Raw genomic sequence first — 18,421 nt, forward strand, 5'->3', positions numbered from 1 at the left:
GCCCCGCGGCGCGAGTGACCGTCCGCCCCGGGCCTGCCCGCCGGTGCGCGTCGGCGGTATCGGCCCGTCTCGGCCCGCGCTGGCGCGGTCGATCCGCTTTCGCACCCCGTCGACGGGATCGCGGTGTAGAGCGGATTTAGGCCGTGACGGGGGCGTTTTCGCCGGGTGTAAACTATCCTCGCTCTTTTTAGTGGGAGCGGTCCTGTGATCGGTGTGGTCACGATGGGCGTCTTGGAACGGGCCAAACGCGCTTCAGGGCTGTCGAAGTCCGAGGCGTCGCCGTACCTGTGTCTCGCGTGCGAGACGCAGTTCGACGTCCAGTATCACACCTGTCCGGTCTGTGGGAAGTACGACATCCGACGGGCCAAGTGGGTGAACGCGGGCGGCAGCCGCTGACGACGGCCGTCCGGACGCCTCGCCGACAGCTCAGGCCTGCCCGAAGCCGGGCGCGCGGCCCACGACCCATGTGACCCGGGGCCGAACCGGCCCGCACACTCAATATTTATCGCGACCCTCGCCGCAGAGCCGCCGCTCCGTCGGTCACGGACCGGGACGGCGGTCGGCACCCGGGGGCCAGCCGCAGTCACGCGGTCGCCGCGGGGCTGAACAGTCCGTATCGTTCAAGGTGCGGCGGTTCGACGAGGGGGTCGTGGCAGTCTCCCTCGACCTGTTCGGCACGCTCGTCGCCGTCTCCCGGCCGGCCGAGCCCGCCGCCGCGGTCGCTCGTGAACTCCGCGAGCGCGGCGTCGCGGTCCCCGACGACTGGGCGACGGTCTACCGCGAGCCGCAGGTCACCGTCGAGGCGGGTGCGGAGCTCCCGCTGTCGGACCACGTCCGACACGCCCTCGCGAGCCGCGGGGTCGACGCCGACGCGGAGACGGTCGCGGCGGCCATTCGCGCGGCGTTCGACGGGCCGGTCGAGACCCGCGATGGTGCCGAGACCGCCGTCGCGGCCGCCGCCGAGCGCGGGCCGGTCGGCGTGCTCTCGAACTGCAGCGTCGCGGGGCTGGTCGAGCGGACGCTGGCGCGGTCGACCCTCGACGCCGACCGGTTCGACGCGGTCGTCGCCAGCGTCGGCTGCGGGTACCGCAAGCCCGACCGCCGCGCGTTCGAGGCCATCGCCGACGCCCTGGACGTGGCGGTCGCGGATCTGGTCCACGTCGGCGACGACCCCGCGACCGACGGCGGCGCCGAGGACGCCGGCGCGCGGAGCGTCCTCCTGACCGACACCGAACTGACGGACCTCCCCGGGGAACTGGAGGCGATGGGATGTCGCTGAGCGCCGGCGCGGTCGGGCTGGCGTTCGCGCTCGACGCGGCCGTCGGCGAGCCGCCGACGCGCGCCCACCCCGTCGCCTGGTTCGGGCGGCTGGTCGGGCCGCTGGACCGGGCGTGGAGTCGTCCACGGGTCGTCGGTGTGCTCGCGACCGTCGCGCTCCCGCTGGTCGCGGCGCTGGCCGTCGGCGCCGTCGTCGCTGCGGCGGGCGCCTGGCGACCCCTCGCGGGCGCCGTCGCCGGCGGCGTCGCCCTGTTCCTGACGACGAGCCTCCGGCGGCTGCTCGCGGTCGCCAGCGAGGTGACGGCGCTGACCGAGACGGACCTGGAGGCGGCCCGCTCGGAACTGCGGGCGCTGGCCGGCCGGGACGCCGCGGCGCTGTCGCCCGGCGAGGTCCGGAGCGCGGTCGTCGAGAGCGTCGCCGAGAACCTCGCGGACGGACTGGTCGCGCCGCTGGGCGCGTTCGCCGCCCTGGCGGTCGCTGCCGACGCAGCGCTGTCGGCCGGGCCGCTATCGGGGCCGGTCCCGGCGAGCGTCGACCCCGCCGTCGCGGCGGTCGCGCTCGGCGCGGCGGGGGCGGCGTGGGTCAAGGCGGTGAACACGATGGACTCGATGCTCGGCTACCGGTCCAAGCCCGTCGGGTGGGCGCCCGCGCGGCTGGACGACGCCGTGATGTGGCTCCCCGCGCGGGCGAGCGCGGTCCTGATCGCCGCCGCGACGCTGGCGCCGGGCTCGCTCGTCGCCGCGCGACGCTGGCTCGACCGCGTCCCCTCGCCGAACTCGGGGTGGCCGATGGGGACCGTCGCCGCCGCGCTGGACGTGCGGCTCGTCAAGCCGGGCGCCTACGACATCAACGCCGACGCGGCGCTGCCGACGGCCGACGACGCCGAGCGGGCGCTCGCCCGGGTGGGACTGGCCGGCGGACTGGCGTACCTGGGTGCGGGCGCGGTGACGTACGTGGGTCCGGGGGTGGTCACGTGGGCCTGAGCGGGGGACTGACGGCGGTCCGCGGCGCGCTGGGCTTCCTCTCCCGGCTGCCCGTCGGCCGCGACGAGCGCGCCTGGGAGGCGTTCCGCCGGGCGCCGTGGACACTGCCGGTCGCGGGCTATCTGCTGGGCGCCGTCGTCGCCGTCCCGGTCGCCGCCGGCGTCGCCGCGCCCGTCCCGGGGGTGACGGTCGCGCTCGCGTACCTCCTCGCCGTCGTCGCGCTGACCGGGATCAACCACTTCGACGGCGTTGCGGACCTGGGCGACGCGGCCGTCGTCCACGGCGACGCCGAGCGCCGCCGGGAGGTGATGGGCGACACCGTCCTGGGCGTGGGCGGGACGCTCGCGCTCGCGGCGGTGGTCGCCGGGCTGGCGCTCGCAGGGACGGGGCTCGCGGCGCTGCCGGTTGCGGCGGCGGTCGGGCTGGTCGTCGCCGCCGAGGTCGCCGCGAAGGCCGCGATGGCGACGCTGGTCGCGCTCGGCTCGGCGGCCCACGACGGTTTCGGGGCGGCGGTCGCCGACGAGACGCCGCCCCGGGGGGTGGTCACTCCGCTCGTGCTCGCCGTACCCGCGGTCGCGCTGACGCTCCCGTCGCTCGCGGCCGTCGCGGCGCTCGCGAGCGCGCTGGCGGTCGCCCTCGCGCTCCTGTGGTGGGCGCGCGAGCGGCTGGGCGGCGTGACCGGCGACGTGGTCGGCGGGGCGAACGAACTCGCGCGGGTGGTCGCGCTCCACGCCGGGCTGGTCGCCCACCGCGCGGACCTCGCGACGCCCGCGGCGCTCGGGGAGTCGGTGGGTCTCGGGGAGGTGGTCGCGTGGACGCCCTGGTGATCTGCGGCGGGAAGGGCACCCGGCTCGACTACGACGGCGAGAAGCCCCTGTTTCCCGTCGACGGCGAGCCGATGGTCGACCGGGTGCTCGCCGCGCTGGCAGACAGCCGGGTCGACCGGGTGTACGCCGTCGTCTCGCCGCACGCGCCGGAGACCGCGGCCCACGTCGACTGCCCGACCGTCGAGACGCCCGGCGAGGGGTACGTCGCGGACCTGCAGCACGCCCTGGCCGACGAGCGGGTCACCGAGCCGGTGGTGACCGTCGCCGCGGACCTGCCGCTGCTGGACGCCGAGGCGGTCGACGGCGTCCTCGACGCCCACGAGGCGGGGTCGCTGACCGTCGCGACGCCGACCTTCCTCAAGAGCGCGCTCGGCGTCAGCGTCGACACGACGTTCGTCCACGACGGCGAGGAACTCGCGCCCGCGGGCGTCAACGTCGTCGGCGACGGCCCCGACCGGACGCTCGTCCGCGACGACGCCCGCCTGGCGGTCAACGTCAACCGCCGCGAGGACGCCGAGGTCGCCGAGCGACTCCTGCTCTGAGACGGCGCCGCGCTGGCCGTCTCCCGAACGGTCGGTCCGCCGGTGGGAAACCCTCAATGGGCTCACCGCCGAAGGTGGGGTATGTCATTCGACCCCGAGGTGCCCGACCCGCCGCGACTCGACGCTGCGGAGGACCCCGGCGACTACGACGCCGTCGAGGAACCGGAGACCAGAACCGGCGAGGAGGGCCGCCGCGAGGCGCTCGCGGAGTTCCTCGAAGAGGGCGCCTGGGAGGACGGCTTCCTCGAGTGGGCCGACCACACCTACATGGACGCCGACCAGTTCGAGGCCGCCCGCGCGCTGGGCCTGCTCGACGCCCTCGATTTCTACTGGAACGAGTCGGCCGGCGACGTGGGGTACCTCGCGCCCGAACTCGCCGCGGACCTCCCCGAGCCCTGGGACGAGCGGCTCGACCGCGCCGACCGCGCCGACATCGAGGAGGCGATCGACGAACTCGGCCGGACCGTCAGCGAGGTGCTCGAAAATCGCTACATCGACCGCAGTTCCGAGGCGTTCGGCTACACCTGGGAGTAGGCCGGCGGTAGAACCCGAATCGCCGCTCGCGGGCGTCCCGAGCGGCTGTGTGTGGGACATCCCGGATCGGCTGTGGCCGGAGCGGGAGCTTCTTGTCGCCGCTTCCCGACCCCTCGGTATGGACAACGAGGCGGTCGCGCGGCTCGCCGGGAGCGGAGTGGTCCACGGGAGCAGCGACGACCCCGACGCGCTCGATTTCAGCGCGAACGTCAACCCGGAGGTCCCCGACGGGGTCGCCGAGACCTACGCGGGCGCGCTCGACGACGCGCGCACCTACCCGCCGGAGGACTACCCCGACTACCGGCGGGCCGCGGCGCGGTACGCCGACTGCGAGGCCGACGACGTGGTTCCGACCGCGGGTGGGCTGGCGGCCATCCGGCTGGCCGTCGCGGTGACGGTCGACCCCGGCGACCGGGCGCTGGTCCCCGCGCCGACGTTCGGCGAGTACGCCCGCGAGGTCGAACTCCAGGGCGGCGAGCCCGTCGCGGTCGCCCACGACGCCGTCCTCGACCACGACCCCGGGGAGTTCGCGCTCGCGATCCTCTGCAATCCGAACAACCCGACCGGCGACGCCTACGAGCCGGGGGCGCTCGCGGACTTCGCGGAGCGCTGTCGCGCGGCGGAGACGCCGCTGCTCGTCGACGAGGCGTTCCTGGGGTTCACGGACCGCCCGTCGCTGGCCGGCGAGCCCGGGGTCGTCGTCGCGCGGTCGCTGACGAAACTGTTCGGGCTGCCGGGGCTGCGGGCGGGCTTCGCAGTCGCGACGGGCGACCTGGGCGACCGGCTCCGGACGGCGGCGATCACCTGGGGGCTCGGCTGGCCGGCCGCCGCCGTCGGCGTGGGCTGCATGGACAGTCCGGGGTTCGTCGCCGAGACGCGCGACCGCGTCGCGAGCGAGCGCGAGCGCCTGCGGGCGGCCTTCGACGCGGACCCGCGGTTCTCGGTGTACAAGCCCGAGTCTCCCCTGGAGGAGTCGACCGCCCCCTTCCTCCTCGTCGACTGCGGGAGCGAGGAGAGCGTCGAGGAGTTGCTCTCGCGGGCGCGGGCGGCCGGGATCGAACTCCGGGACGCCCGGTCGTTCGCGGGGCTGGACTCGCACGTCCGGGTCGCCGTCCGGACGGCCGCCGACCACGACCGCCTGCTGGGGGCGCTGGATGTTCGAGAGTGAGGTGTCCGCGGGCGTGCTACGGGTTCGGCGGGCGGACACCCGCTGGCTCTCGACGGGCTTCTCGGGCGGGTACCGCCGGGCCGACGCCGCGTACAACTGCACGGTCCCCGAGGGGTTCGACCGGACGGACCTTGCCGCCTACGTCGCCGAGCGGCGCGAGCGGGCGGGCTTTCCCGACGAGGGGCCGGCGATGCTGACCGGCGTCGAGGTCCGCCACGCCCGCCGCGCCCGGCTGGACGGCGTCGAGGTCGTGGCGACCGCGGGCGTCTCGAACCCGGCCCAGTTGCCGATGGGTGACGGGGCTGGGACGGAATCCGGGAGCGTCGGGGTGGGCTCCAGTGGCGGTGACGACCCGCCGCGGCCGGGGACGGTGAACCTCGTCGTCGGGACGATCCGGGCGCTCGACGACGGCGCGCTCGCGACGCTGCTGGCGACGGCCGTCGAGGCCAAGACCGCGACGCTGCTTGCCGAGACGGGCTTCACGGGGACGACCTCGGACGCGGTCGTCGTCGGTTCGGACCCGGCGGGCGAGCCCGCGGCGTTCGCCGGCAGCGCGACGCCCGTGGGGCGGGCCGCCCGGGTCTGCGTGCGCGACGCCGTCCGGGCGAGCCTCGCCGCGCGGTACGACGGGGAGGACGGGGCGACCCTCCCCGAGAGCGTGGGGTCGGCCGAGTACGGCGCGGTCTCCGACGGCGAGCCGACGGTCTCGCGGGTCGACCGATAGTCGGGCCGGGGACCCGCTCGCCGTGTCGAAGCGGCTACGACCCCGGGGGCCGTCGGGCCGGGTATGAGCGACGACGCGTCCGGAGGCGGAGCCGACCGTAGCGACCCGCTGGAGCCACGACCCATCGAGCCGGCGGCGCCCGAGGAGTTCGGGCTGACGCAGGTCTGGTGGGGCGACGGCAAGGGCAAGACGACCGCGGCGATGGGGATGGGGATGCGCGCGGCCGGCCACGGCTACCGCGTCCACATGCTCCAGTTCATGAAGGGCGGGACCAGCACGGTCGAGGACGTGCGCGGCGAGTACAACGCCATCCACGCCCTGCCGGGCTTCTCCTACGAGAACAGCGGCCACTACGGCTGGCACCGCTTCCACGACGGCACCGACGACGACGAGCACGCCGCCCGCGCGAAGGGCGGGTTCGAGCGCGCGAAAGACCTCGTGGCGGCCGCCGGCGAGGCCGACCTGTCCTCGCCGCTGGCGCTCGACGGGCCCGCCGACGACGGCGTCCACATGCTGATCCTCGACGAGATCTGCTACGCGGGCAACCGCGGTCTGGTCGACCCCGACGACGTGCGGGAGCTGGTGGCGTCGAAACCCGACGGCCTGGAACTCGTCCTGACCGGCGGCCACGAGCGCCCGGCGTTCGTGACCGACCTCGCGGACCTGGTGACGAACGTCGGCAAGGAGGCCCACCCCATCGAGTCCGGCCACAGCGCCCGCAAGGGCACCGAGTACTGAGCGCCGGCGCAGTCGGAGGTGGTGGCGACCGCCGACCGGTGCGTTCGGGGTCTCGCCCCCGCCGCTCACGCCAGTTCGTACCGGTCGAAAGTGCGGACGGCGTAGCGATAGGAGGCGGCGGGCAGCAACAGGAGGACGACGAGGGCCACCGTGCTGACATAATAGAGCGTGCTCGGCGCCAGCGACACGTCCGTCGAGAGCGCGAGCGAGACTAGCCCGCCGATCAGTATCGCGGCGAATTCGCGGGCGCCCTCCAGGCCGACGAGGACGGCGGCGACAGTGGTGACGACGACGTGAGCGCTGAAGAGGGCGAAGGCCCAGGGGCTGGGGACGACGGCCTCCATCGAGCGGGTGATGTTCGTCGCCTCGAAGCGGGGGAAGGCGGTCCCGATGCCGACCGAGAGGCCGGCGGCGACGACCATCGCCACGGGCGAGAGGGCGACGAGGATCGCCGTGTTCCGGACGCCGACCGGGCTCAGGACGGCGGCGACGGCGACCAGCGCGGTGCCGGCCGGGATCACGACGACGAGGCCGGCGAGGACGTGCGCGAGGACGAACGTCCGGCCGGTCACTGCCGAGAGCAGCGTCGTGGGGAGCACGGAGCCCTGGTCGCCCAGCGGGTTGAGCGTGAAGACGACGCCGCCGGCCCAGGCGACGAACACGAGCAGGCCGTACGGGAGGTAGGCGGGGATCTGGCCGGTCTGGACGATGTCGATGAAGATCCCCGTGGCGAAGAAGAGGGGGTAGGCGGCGTACAGCAGCTTCAGCGGGGCGCGGGCGGCCCGGCGCCAGGCCAGGACGACCAGCGCCGCCGTGGGTCGGTCGACGACGGTTTCGAGCCGGCGGGCGAGCCAGTCCTCCTCGGCGGTCGCCGGGGTGACCGCGTCCGCCGCCCCGGACGCGCCGGATTCGGTTAGTTCGGGCTCGTCCGGTTCCTCGCCGGCGAGGGCGGGGTCGGCGAACCAGTGGCGACCGGCGACCCAGGTGCCGGCGGCGACGGCGACGGCGGTGCACGCGACCGTGGCGGCGACGACCGCGCCCGCTCGCGTCGCGTCGAGGGCCACGTTCGGCAGGCCGACGAGCGCGAGGTCGGCGTACCAGCCCATCGGCGAGGCGGCCATCGGGTCGAACAGCGCGGCGATGGCCTGGTTGAACGACCCGCTGACGATGGCGACCATGTAGAGGACGAAGACGAGGACGATCAGCCCGTTCTTGTGCCGTGCGACGAACGGGAAGCGCGTGACGACGTGCCGGAGGGCGAGCCCGAACGCGTAGGCCGTCGCGACGACGGTCGTCCCCCCGAGCGCGACCGCCAGGGGGACGCCCACCGCGGGCCAGAGGGTGCCGGTGCCCAGCGCGAGGCCGGCGCCGGCGCCGGCGGCGGGCAGCAGGGTCCAGACGAGCAGGTAGACGTACTCGCTGGCGACGTGGCCGAGGTACGCCTCCGGCGTCGGGACGACGGTGAGGACCCCCTCGGCGTTGGTGAGCGTGCCGCGCTGGCCGACCGCGCGGACGCCGAAGATCGCGACCACGATCACCCACATGACGCCGACGAACCCGCGGACGGCGACCGCTGTCGCCGTCGGGATAAAGTCGAGCGACCCCGCGGCGAGCGCCTCGCCGAGCGCCCGGCCGCCGTAGACGCCGCCGGCGGTCAGCGCGAGGGTCAGCAGGGCGTACAGCCCCACGGAGACGACCGAGACGAGTCGCCTGTCCGGGTCGGTCCGCTTGCGGACCATCCGCCGCACGTCGATGCGGGTCAGCCGCAGGCTGTGGCCGACGTTCATCGCTGGGAGTCCGGCGCCGTCGCGTCCGGGTCGACCGCGTTCGCTTCGGCCGCGTTCGCTTCGGTCGCCGTCGCCTCCTCGGCGTGGTCGGTGGTCACTTCGAGGAACACGTCCTCCAGCGACCCGGCCTCGCCGCGCTCGGCGCGCTGCTTGAGCCGGTCGGGCGGCCCCTCCGCGACCAGGTCGCCGCGGTGGAGCACCCCCACCCGGTCGGCCAGTTCGTCCACGACCGGCAGGATGTGCGTCGAGAGGAAGACGGTCGTCTCGCCGCCCGAGAGTTCTGCGATGAGGTCCTTGACGGTGCGGGCGGCCCGCGGGTCCAGCCCGCTCGTCGGCTCGTCGAGGAACAGGACCGGCGGCTCGTGGATCACCGTCGCGATCAGCCCCACCTTCTTGCGCATCCCCGTCGAGAACCCCTCCAGCCGGCGGTCGGCCTCGCCGGCCAGCGAGAAGCGGTCGAGGTAGCGGTCGATGCGGTCGCGAGCCCGCTCGCGGGGCACGTCGTGGAGGGCGGCGACGTGGCGCAGCTGCTCGCGGGCGGTCAGCTCGTCGAACAGCGGCGGCTCCTCGGGGAGGTAGCCCACCACCGAGATCAGCTCCCGCCGGTCGGCCACGTCGACCCCCATCACGCGGGCCGACCCGCTGGTCGGCCGGGTGAGCGTCGTCAGCATCCGCATCGTCGTCGTCTTCCCCGAGCCGTTCGGCCCGAGGAAGCCGTACACCTCGCCGCGGTCGATCGAGAGATCGAGACCGTCGACCGCCAGCACGTCGCCGAACCACTTCGTCAGGTCCGTCGTCTCTATCGCGGGACCATCAGGGCGTTCAGGGCTCATGCCCGACCGTTCACGCGTCTAACCCTTATGTGATCGGTCGCATGGGTGACCAGGCTCCCCCTCCGACCCGCTCGTGGCCGTGACGTTCGTGACGGTGGTTTCGCCCTCTGAATCTTCCGGACTGGCGCGCGCTGTCGCGCGCGTTCATGCGCGCGACCGTAGCCGCGCGAGGGATGAGTCGCGAGGGACCGCAGGTCCCTCGGACCGTGCGAACGGGCGCGGAGCGCCCGTGAGCAGAGAGCGCAACGAAGTGAGCACCGCAATCGGCTGGGGAGGCTCGTGGCCGTCTGCGGTCGCGGTGCTGTGCGGGGCGGGTGCTGTGCTGTCCTGGCGGACTGAAAGGGCGAGGCGCGCTCGCGTTTATGTAGTCGTCTGAGCGACCCCTATCCGAAGCGGCCGGAGGCCGCGAGGATATGTCGCTCAGCGACCGCGAGCGCGCCGAGGGCTTTCACCGCCTGCTGTCTCCGGCGGTCGAGTGGAGTGCGGTCGAGTGGAGTGCGGTCGAGTGGAGTGCGGTCGAGTGGAGTGCGGTCGAGTGGAGTGCGGTCGAGTGGAGTGCGGTCGAGTCAACTCGGAGCGAACGGGCCCAACACGCTCACAACCCTACTCGGGGAGTTCGGCACGGAGACAGAGCGACCGGGGCGGTCGGTCGAGCAACTCCGGAACCTCGTCCACCAACTGGTCGTCCAGCCGCTCGGACAGGTCGGGCTCCCGGAGGTCCGCCAACACGAAACCGGCGTCGAACAGCGGGCCGGTGAGCGCGTCGAGCGGCCGTCGGTGGAAGGCCGTGGGCTCCGCACCCGCGCTGTCCCCGTCCAACCCTTCCGCGGACACTTCACCGCCCCAGTAGAGGTCGTAGCGTTCGGTGTCGGCGTAGGTGGGCGAGCGGCCGTCGGCGTCGACAGCCGGACGGGCGTCGAGACCGTCGATGGCGCGGGTGTCGGGATAGGACCCGTCGCGGACGACGAGATACTCGTGGAAGGGGTGGTGGGTCGACAGGACGACAGTGCCGCCGGGGCGGAGCAGACGGGCGAACTCGGCGGCGACCGATTCGAGGTCGGGGACGTGCGAGAGCACGTGCTGGCAGAGCACCAGGTCGACGCCGTCGTCGTCGAGACAGTCGAGGCCATCGGAGAGGTCGCCGCGGCGGAAGTCGGCGCGGTCGCCGTAACGCTCGCGGGCGCGGTCGACCATCGCCTCGCTCGCGTCGACGCCGAGCACGTCCGCGCCCCGGCCTGCGAGTCGGGCGGCGTGGTAGCCGTCGCCACAACCGGCGTCGAGGACGCGTAGCCCGTCGAGGTCGGGAAGCAGGTCGGTCAGCGTCGGCCAGAGCACCTGCCCGCGCCAGGGCACCTCGGCGTAGTCGCTCCAGTCGTCGGCCAGGTCGTCGTAGTGGTCGTCGGGCATGAGGGGGTGTCCGCACTCCGGTGGGTGGCGTCGTCACTTCAGTCGTTCGACCGTTCGGAGTGGGCGCGGAGTCGAGATCAGCCACGCCAGCGGCGGATCCCGACCGCGAGCGCGCCGAGCGCGGTCACCGTCAGAGCCCCACCGAGTAGCGGCCCCAGCCCCCCGCCGGTCTCGCCGGCGGTGGTGGCGGTCCCGTCCTCGCTCCCGTTCGGTGGTCGTGTCGCCTCCATCGCGGTCGCTCTCGCGGTCGGGGCCGTCGTCGGCTCCGGCGAGTCGGTCGCCATCGGCGTCGGCGTCTCGGTCGCAGTCGACGCGTGCCTCGTCGTGACCGTCGGCGAGGCGGTCGCCGTGGGCGTCGCTGTCGATGTCTCGGTCGGCGTCGCCGTCGCCGCTCGCGTCGGGGACGGCGTAGTCTCGGTCCCCGCCGGCGTGTCCGTGGACGTGGGCGTCCCCGTGACTGTCGGCGTCGGCGTTGGCGTGGCTGCCGACGTAGGCGTCGGCGTGGGTGTCGGCGTCGGCCCGGTGGTATCTCCGCCACCGTCTCCGCCGCCCCCGCCACCGCTGTCGTCATCCGGGGTGTCCGTCGGCGTGGGTGTCGGCGCGTCCGTCGGCGTTGGGGTCGACGTCGGCGTCGCAGTTGGCGTCGCCGTGGTCGTGGCCGTCGGCGTGGGTGTCGGTGTTGCAGTCGGAGTCGGCGTAGGCGTCAGGGTTGGCGTGGGCGTGACCGTCGGTGTCGCGGTTGGTGTGGCCGTCGGCGTCGCGGTTGGCGTAGGCGTGGCCGTCGGCGTCGCGGTTGGTGTGGCCGTCGGCGTCGCGGTTGGCGTAGGCGTGGCCGTCGGCGTCGGTGTCGGCGTGGGCGTCGCGGTTGGTGTGGCCGTCGGCGTCGGTGTCGGCGTGGGCGTCGCGGTTGGTGTGGCCGTCGGCGTCGCGGTTGGCGTAGGCGTGGCCGTCGGCGTCGCGGTTGGCGTAGGCGTGGCCGTCGGCGTCGGTGTCGGCGTGGGTGTAGCCGTCGGCGTTGCCGTTGGTGTGGCCGTCGGCGTCGCGGTTGGTGTCGGCGTGAGAGTTGCAGTCTGCGTGGCGGTAGGTGTCGGTGTCGCGGTGGAGGTGATCGTCGGTGTTGGTGAGGGCGTCGCGGTTTCCGTTCGGAGGTCGACCCGGTGCGTGCTCGCGTCCAGCGAGAGCGCGACGGCGCCGTCGGATCCGACCTGCCCTTCCCCGAGCGTGGTCTCGCTATCGACGTCCTCGGCGACGACGGTCGTGTCGGGGTCGAGTCCGGTCGACTCGACGGTCACCGCGACGGTGCCGCTCCCCTCGAAGGCAAGGTCCGCGTCGCCGTCGTCCGGGTCGAAGACGGGGTCGCGGTAGGCGAACTCGGACACGTCCGACTCGATGACGACGGGTGATGCGCCGTCGGGGTCGACGGTGACGTGGTTGTCCTCACCCCGTACGCTCCCGACGCAGGTGTGTCCGGACGCACCGCCCGCGTCGTCGACCCGGACCTGTGCGTTGCCCGCGGCCGAGACGGTGAGCCCGCCGAACGTCGCGGCGTTCCCAGCGGCACCGAAGGTGCCGTAGGTCACGTCCGGGTCGTTCTCGTAGACGGTCAACCCCGAGTCCGTGACGTAGGCCGCCCCGCCCGAGTTGCCGACACACGAGAGCGAGACGCCCTGGTTGCCGGCGGCCGCCCCGCCGAACCCGGCGAACGTCGCGCCGGTCACCGCCGCGAACACGAGGAGACCGACGCCGTAGAGCGCGCCGAGTTTCCGGGCGGAATCGGCCATTCAGGCCCACCCCCGGTCGCGGCCGGCGCGACCGAACCGCGGTCGGTCCGACCCGCCGGCACGCGTCGGTTCCCGCCCCGGTCCGGATCCCTCGGTCCGCGCCGCGCGGTCGCCGCCGGTCGGTATCGCACCCTCACCGCCGGCCGTCGGCCACCGCCCGTCGCCGCTCCGGCCCCGGCTCCGAGCCCGACCTCGGACCGTCTCCCGGTCCGGAGCCGGTCGGCTTCGAGTCGCCGGTCGCGGTCCGCGTCGGTCCCGTCCGGCCGCAGTGGTGGCTCCGTGTCCCGTCATCGGTCTCAGTTGGTCCGCGTAAAGAACACGCCATGGCCGACGTAGGCACTGTCACCGTGCGGGCGGCCGGCGAGGACCACCTCGCTCCCGCCAGCGACTGCCAGCGCATCAGTCGCCCGGCCGGTGGCGACCCCGTCGGTCGCCGGTATCGCCACCTCCGTCTCGGCGCTCGCTGCGGTCGGGTCGCTCGCGGACAGGTCGTAGACGGACAGCCGTTCGGCCGGGACGCGGACCGTCACGTCGACGGTCGAGAGCGCCCCGCCGTCGTCGGCAACCGTCCAATCGACCTCGAACGCCCGCTGGTCCGGCCCGGACACGGGTTCCCAGACGAACAGTTCGTCGACCCGGGGGTTCGCGGTGGCGTCGATGTCGCTCGTGACGCCGCTGGCGACGGCCACGTTACCGCTGCTGTCGCTGACGGTCACCTCGACCCGGTAGTCGTTACCGGCACCGTCCGCCCCCGCGTGGACCAGGCTGGTCGTGGTGCTGACCGGCGAGGACCCGACTCTCGCCGATATCGAATCCCGCCGTATCTCGCTCCCGTCGGAGGCCTGTTCGTAGAGTCGCAGGTCGACACTGTCGAGGTCGTCGTCCGCGTCCGAAACCGTCAACGAGACCTCGAACTCGACGTCCGCGCTCGACTCGTTGATCTCGGTGACCGACAGCGCGTCCACGTCGAGCGAAGCGTCGGTCGTCCGGGCGGTCCCGGCCAGCGTGACCGACCGGGTGTCTGTGGCGCCGTCGCCGTCCGTGGCGGTCAGTTCCGCAACGGGGTCGAGTGACGCGCCGACCGGGGCGACGATCTCGTCGCTGCCCGTCGCGGTCGACCCCGATACCGCCGCCCTTTCGTCGGCGATGGGTACCGTCGTCTCCGAGGACGGCGCGGCGACGGTCACGCGGTCGCCGGCCAGCGTGACCGCGGAACCGAACTCGTCGCCGTCCTCCCCGTCCGTGGGGGTCAGGACGGTCTCGGTCGGCGACGACCCCGACAGGTCGTAGACGTACACCTTCCCGGGGCCGGGCGACCCGTCGTAGGGGGCTAGTGGCGCGCCGACGACGACCGTCTCGCCGTCGTCGCTGACGGCCACGTCCGCACCGAAGCGGTCCCGGCCGCCGGCGGCGCCGTCGCTGGGCACCAGTCGCGCCGTCTCTGTCGGCGACCCCGAGAGGTCGAAGACGTACGCCTTGTCGCCGCTGGGAAGCTCGGCATTGCCCGGTGCCCCGACGACCGCCGTCGATCCGTCGGGCGTGACCGCGACGGCAGAGCCGAACTCGTCGTCTTCGGTCGCGTCGCTGGCGGTGAGTCGCTGTTCCGTCGCAAGCGGGTCGTCGGCCGTCAGGTCAAGCACGGATGCGGCGCCGACGTTGTCTGCACTCCCGGCCTTCGAGAGCGGGGCGCCGGCGACTGCCGTCGTTCCGTCGGCGTCGACGGCCACGTCCCTGCCCAGACCGTCTGCGCCGTCGATTCCGATACGTGTACTGGACGACCCGACGTCCGCGGCCGTCAGGTCGTACCGGTAGAGCAGTCCGACACCGGTGGGCCCTGCGTCAGCCGTCGCACTTCCAGCGAGGAGCCACCGCCCGTCGTCAGAGATGGCGACAGAGTATCCGAAGTCGTCGACTCTATAGCCCAGCTGCTCTACCGACTCCGTCAGCGTCGTGACCGTCCGTGCCCCGCCAGTGCGGTCGTAGACGAACACCTTCCCCCCGTTGTCCGAACTCGCGTTCCGGTCGCCGACGGCAGCGACCGACGCGTCCGGGGTCAGCGCCACGTCGGTACCGAAGCTCCTGCTACTGTTACCGCTCTCGACGAGCGTCTCGCCCCGGCGGTACGTGTATTCGAGGTCGACGGCGACGGTGACGGTCCCGTCCCCGTCGTCGGTCAGCGCGAGTCCGCTCCCCAGCGCGAGTTCGCTCGCGTTCGCGACCGTCGTCGCTCCGTCGTCCACGTCCGGCCGGGCGGGTGCGGCCGACAGCGCCTCCGAGTCGACGGTCAGGCCGTCACCGACGAGACTCGTTACCGCCTGCGGGCCGCTCCCGGCGTCCGTTATCGGCCCGTTCAGTTCGGCCGTGTACAGCGCTTCCAGGGGCCGATCGGCGGTGCCGACGTCCCCGGTGGGGTCGGCGGCTTGCCGCCCCGTCGCGCCGGTCGCCCGCGCCGCGGTGAAGCCGGCGGAAAGCCCCAGTAGCCCGAGCAGGCCGCCCGCCGCCGCCGACCGGCGCGCGTGCCGCGCGTCGTCCGCTTCGTCCGGTCGCTCCCCGGTCATCGCTCGACCCTCGCCGTTCCGTCGCCGTCGTCCGCGAGCGTCAGCCCGGCACCGAGGCTGATGCTCTCGACGTTCTCGACGGCCCGCTCGCCGTCGGTCACGTCGAGGCGCGCGTCGGTCGCCGCCAGCGTCCCGGCGTCGACCGACAGCGCCTCGCCGGCCAGGCTCGTCACCGCCCGCGGGCCGCCCCCGGCGTCGGTGACCGACCCGTTCAGTTCGCTCGTGTGCAACGCCTCTAGCGGCCGGTCGGCGGTGCCGACCTGGCCTGTGGGGTCGGCCGCCGCCGTCCCGGTGCCGACGGCGAGCGACCCCGCGGTCGCCAGCCCCGCCAGCACCGCCCGGCGGGACACTCCAGTCACCGCGTCCCCGGCGCCGGCGCCGGCGGTCCCGCCGTCGCTCGCGTCGTCGTTCGATACTCCGGTCGTATCGCGTGTCGTGTCGTCAGTCACGTGTCCACCCTCCGACCTGGGCCGCCCGGCCGGTCGCGACCGACCCCGCGGGCCGCCCCGCGTGACCCCACGGTCGGCGTTCGTCCGTTCCTGTCCGGTCGCTGTCCCCTCAATGGGATGCCACCATGCGCAGGTGCGCGGTCCGACCGGACGCTCGACGGGGACGCCGGTCGCTCCACGGGAGTCGACAGTCGAGTCGGTCGAGGGCCGGGTCCGACGGCGACCGATGTCCCGACCGTCGGGGGGACTTACGCCCAGACCCGTCGAGTCAGGACGACGTGTCGGTGCCCTCGACGGTCGCCTCGCGCACCTCGAAGCGGGCGCCGCCGGCCTCGCTCTCGGTGACCTTGACGGACCAGCCGTGCGCCTCGGCGATCCGCTCGACGATCGCCAGCCCCAGCCCCGTTCCGTCGCCGTCGCCCGTGTACCCCCGGTCGAACACCCGGTCGCGTTCGTCCGGGGGAACGCCGGGGCCGTCGTCCGCGACGTAGAATCCGCCGTCGACGGCGCCGACCCTGACCGACGGGGACGAACCCCCCGGCGCCGGGCTGCGCTCCGGCCCGGCGTCCGCCGAGTCGTGCTCCACAGCGTCCCGGCGAGTCCCCGCGCCGGGGCTCGTCGAACCGTGCTCCACAGCGTTCACGAGAAGGTTCTCCAGGAGCTGTCGGAGCCGCTCGGGGTCGGCCTCGACGCGCGCGGTCGACTCGACGGCCAGCGAGGCGTCGGCGGGGTCGACGGACCGCCAGGCCTGCCGCGCGACGGTCCCGAGGTCGACCGGCTCGGTCTCCCCGACCCGCTTGCCCTGCCGGGCCAGCTCCAGCAGGTCGTCGACCAGGTGCTGGACGCGCTCGGCCGTCTCGTGGATGTCCGCGGCGTGGTCGGGGTCGCCGGTCAGCTCGACGAGGTGGGCCTTGTTCCGGATGGTGCTCAGCGGCGTCGCGATGTCGTGGGAGACGACGCTCGTGAACTCGTCGAGGTACTCGTTGCGCCGCTGGAGTTCCCGCTCGCGCTCCACCCGTTCGGTCACGTCGACGGTCGACATGAACGCACGGGCGTAGTCGTCGCCGTGGGAGGGCGGGACCGTCACCTCCAGGATGACGTACTTCGACTCGCCGTCGAAAGTGGTGGCGTGACACTGTGACCGGTAGTGGGTCTCGCCGGCGACGACGGCCGCCCACAGCCCCCGGAGCGAGGCGATCGAGTCCTCGGTCATGATGCGCTCGACGTTCGCCCTGAGCGCCGCCTTCGACGGGGCGCCGTAGAACTCGACCGCGCGCTCGTTGACCGCCAGCGGCTCCATCCCGTCCAGGATCTCCCGGTGTGTCTCGGGGTTGGCCGCGAGGTGCGACGCCAGGTCGTCGACCCCCTCGGCGACCCGTTCGGCCCGCCGCTTGGCCGCCGAGAGGTCGAACTCCCAGATCATGACCTGGTTGTTCTCGAAGATGGTCCGGTAGCGCTCGCGGCTCCGTTCGAGGTCGCGCTTGCGGCGCTCGCGGTCGGTCACGTCGTAGAGCCTGAGGACGCGGCTCACGGGCCGCCCCGACGCGTTGGACAGGTCCGACAGCCTGGTCTCGACGTAGCGGGAGCGGTCGTCGTCACCGCGGTCCCGAACCGCGACCGTCCGGCCCTCCAGCCGTTCGGCGAGGGGGGCCGTCCCGCCGTCGGCCGCCGCCGGATCGCCTTCACGGCCGGCCCCCTGGCCCCGTCGCTCGCCGCGCCGGTCGGACCCGTCGCCGTCCGGTTCCGCCGGGCGGTCGGCGAACAGCGGCGCGTCGGCCGGCGGGTCGACCGCGAGGGGACTCTCCGCGAGGACCCGCCGAACGTCCCCGCTCAGGTCGCCATCCGAGCGGCCGAGCAGCGACACGGCCCGCTCGTTGTAGTCGTACACGCGCCCGTCGCGGCCGTACACGACGACGCCGCTGTCGAGCTCCTCGACCAGGCGGGCGCGGGCCAGCGGCACGTCGAACAGCCTGAACCGACCCACCGCGAACAGCCCCGCGACGCCCGACACCGCGAACCCGAGGATCGTCGGGTTGAGCCGGTGGAGGTCGAACACGAACAGGTGCAGGGCGTTCAGCACCCACGGCGGGACGACGACGGCGACCAGGAGGAGCTGGCCCGCGTGTGCGAGCGGGCGCTCGACGATCATCTCCAGCAGCAACAGCGACCCCGCGGCGACGAGCAGGTACGCGTACCCCGTGGTGACCAGCGAGGCGGTGTCCCACGCGGCCGCCAGCGGCGACAGGGCCCGGGGGACGACCGCGAGCCCCAGCGGGGCCAGCATCGACGCGGCGGCGTCCAGCACGTCCGGGTGACACAGCCCCAGCAGCGCGGTTGCGCCCGGCACGACCGACAGCACCGCGACCCGGCGAGCGGTCACCCACTCCCCGCGGCCGCTGTACGCGAGCCCGAAACACAGCCACGCGACCGCGACGGCGCCGACCGGGAACCAGGTGAGCCGGTTGAGCAACGAGAACACCGCGCCGCCACGGGACAGCGAGTACTGCACCAGCACCGAGAGCAGCGCCCACGCCGCGACGGCACCCATCGCGGCGGCGAACGACCGGGCCCCGTCGACGTGTCCGATCCGGGCGCTCCGCGCGGCGACCACGCCGGTCACGACGGCCGTGAGCAGGTACGCCACGACGATCGGGTCGACGAGCTGCATCGATCCCCTTCGCTGACACTGTCGACTGGTTGCTAACAACTGTTTCGGCTCCGCGCCGACTCGGCACCTCCGACTCGCGACCGTCGTGGAGTGAGACACCTGCATACGGTGGTACCAGGGTTAATATCGAGCGGCGTCCTGGG

At 73.8% G+C, this 18,421-nt stretch carries 16 protein-coding genes; 9 read left to right on the plus strand and 7 right to left on the minus strand.

The features are described from left to right. Positions 1-222 precede the first annotated feature (222 nt). The 9 genes from ACMGFG_RS06350 to ACMGFG_RS06390 all read left to right on the plus strand — a co-directional run bounded on the left by ACMGFG_RS06350 (position 223) and on the right by ACMGFG_RS06390 (position 6,795). Positions 223-396, plus strand: a complete 174-nt coding sequence (locus ACMGFG_RS06350; protein ID WP_167837378.1) for a hydrogenase maturation nickel metallochaperone HypA — start codon at positions 223-225, stop codon at positions 394-396. Between the two features lie 253 nt (positions 397-649). Then, positions 650-1,279, plus strand: coding sequence for an HAD family hydrolase (locus ACMGFG_RS06355; RefSeq protein ID WP_436929500.1), 630 nt, complete (start codon positions 650-652; stop codon positions 1,277-1,279). Continuing rightward, positions 1,270-2,262, plus strand: a complete 993-nt coding sequence (locus ACMGFG_RS06360) for a CobD/CbiB family cobalamin biosynthesis protein (protein ID WP_436929501.1) — start codon at positions 1,270-1,272, stop codon at positions 2,260-2,262. The genes ACMGFG_RS06355 and ACMGFG_RS06360 overlap by 10 nt, the downstream gene beginning before the upstream one ends. Next, entirely contained in the window at positions 2,253-3,089 is an 837-nt protein-coding gene (gene cobS / locus ACMGFG_RS06365; protein ID WP_436929502.1) for an adenosylcobinamide-GDP ribazoletransferase, read from the plus strand. Before ACMGFG_RS06360 ends, cobS begins: the two co-directional genes overlap by 10 nt. Beyond that, positions 3,089-3,631 carry an NTP transferase domain-containing protein gene (locus ACMGFG_RS06370; protein WP_436929540.1) on the plus strand — a complete coding sequence of 181 codons (543 nt, stop codon included), beginning with the start codon at positions 3,089-3,091 and terminating at the stop codon, positions 3,629-3,631. The genes cobS and ACMGFG_RS06370 overlap by 1 nt, the downstream gene beginning before the upstream one ends. An 81-nt stretch (positions 3,632-3,712) precedes the next feature. Continuing rightward, positions 3,713-4,165 carry a DUF7992 family protein gene (locus ACMGFG_RS06375; protein ID WP_436929503.1) on the plus strand — a complete coding sequence of 151 codons (453 nt, stop codon included), beginning with the start codon at positions 3,713-3,715 and terminating at the stop codon, positions 4,163-4,165. A gap of 118 nt (positions 4,166-4,283) precedes the next feature. Further along, entirely contained in the window at positions 4,284-5,333 is a 1,050-nt protein-coding gene (locus tag ACMGFG_RS06380; protein ID WP_436929504.1) for an aminotransferase class I/II-fold pyridoxal phosphate-dependent enzyme, read from the plus strand. Next, positions 5,320-6,057 (plus strand): adenosylcobinamide amidohydrolase, encoded by a 738-nt coding sequence (locus ACMGFG_RS06385; protein WP_436929505.1) that lies wholly within the window; start codon positions 5,320-5,322, stop codon positions 6,055-6,057. The genes ACMGFG_RS06380 and ACMGFG_RS06385 overlap by 14 nt, the downstream gene beginning before the upstream one ends. Positions 6,058-6,120: 63 nt before the next feature. Continuing rightward, a complete protein-coding gene (locus tag ACMGFG_RS06390) occupies positions 6,121-6,795 on the plus strand; it encodes a cob(I)yrinic acid a,c-diamide adenosyltransferase (protein WP_436929506.1) in 675 nt (224 codons plus the stop codon). 65 nt (positions 6,796-6,860) lie between these two features. On the opposite strand, the gene ACMGFG_RS06395 is transcribed toward ACMGFG_RS06390, so the two are convergent. From ACMGFG_RS06395 to ACMGFG_RS06425, 7 genes are all read right to left on the minus strand, one after another. Further along, positions 6,861-8,582 carry a hypothetical protein gene (locus ACMGFG_RS06395; protein ID WP_436929507.1) on the minus strand — a complete coding sequence of 574 codons (1,722 nt, stop codon included), beginning with the start codon at positions 8,580-8,582 and terminating at the stop codon, positions 6,861-6,863. After that, positions 8,579-9,415 carry an ABC transporter ATP-binding protein gene (locus ACMGFG_RS06400; RefSeq protein WP_436929508.1) on the minus strand — a complete coding sequence of 279 codons (837 nt, stop codon included), beginning with the start codon at positions 9,413-9,415 and terminating at the stop codon, positions 8,579-8,581. The genes ACMGFG_RS06395 and ACMGFG_RS06400 overlap by 4 nt, the downstream gene beginning before the upstream one ends. Before the next feature lie 603 nt (positions 9,416-10,018). Continuing rightward, positions 10,019-10,822: a class I SAM-dependent methyltransferase gene (locus tag ACMGFG_RS06405; RefSeq protein WP_436929509.1), complete on the minus strand. Its 804-nt coding sequence runs from the start codon at positions 10,820-10,822 to the stop codon at positions 10,019-10,021. Between the two features lie 77 nt (positions 10,823-10,899). Continuing rightward, positions 10,900-12,603, minus strand: a complete 1,704-nt coding sequence (locus ACMGFG_RS06410) for a hypothetical protein (RefSeq protein WP_436929510.1) — start codon at positions 12,601-12,603, stop codon at positions 10,900-10,902. Between the two features lie 296 nt (positions 12,604-12,899). Further along, the gene (locus ACMGFG_RS06415) at positions 12,900-15,161 is read right to left on the minus strand and encodes an FG-GAP repeat protein (RefSeq protein WP_436929511.1); all 2,262 of its coding nucleotides are present in this window, start codon (positions 15,159-15,161) and stop codon (positions 12,900-12,902) included. After that, on the minus strand, positions 15,158-15,610 hold the full coding sequence (locus ACMGFG_RS06420; protein ID WP_436929512.1) for a hypothetical protein: 453 nt from the start codon (positions 15,608-15,610) through the stop codon (positions 15,158-15,160). The genes ACMGFG_RS06415 and ACMGFG_RS06420 overlap by 4 nt, the downstream gene beginning before the upstream one ends. A gap of 268 nt (positions 15,611-15,878) precedes the next feature. After that, complete coding sequence (locus ACMGFG_RS06425; RefSeq protein WP_436929513.1) at positions 15,879-18,278, minus strand: histidine kinase N-terminal 7TM domain-containing protein; 2,400 nt, start codon at positions 18,276-18,278, stop codon at positions 15,879-15,881. Between the last annotated feature and the right edge of the window lie 143 nt (positions 18,279-18,421).

The sequence above is a fragment of the Halosimplex halobium genome (assembly GCF_051414055.1).
Classification (GTDB): Archaea; Halobacteriota; Halobacteria; order Halobacteriales; family Haloarculaceae; genus Halosimplex; species Halosimplex halobium.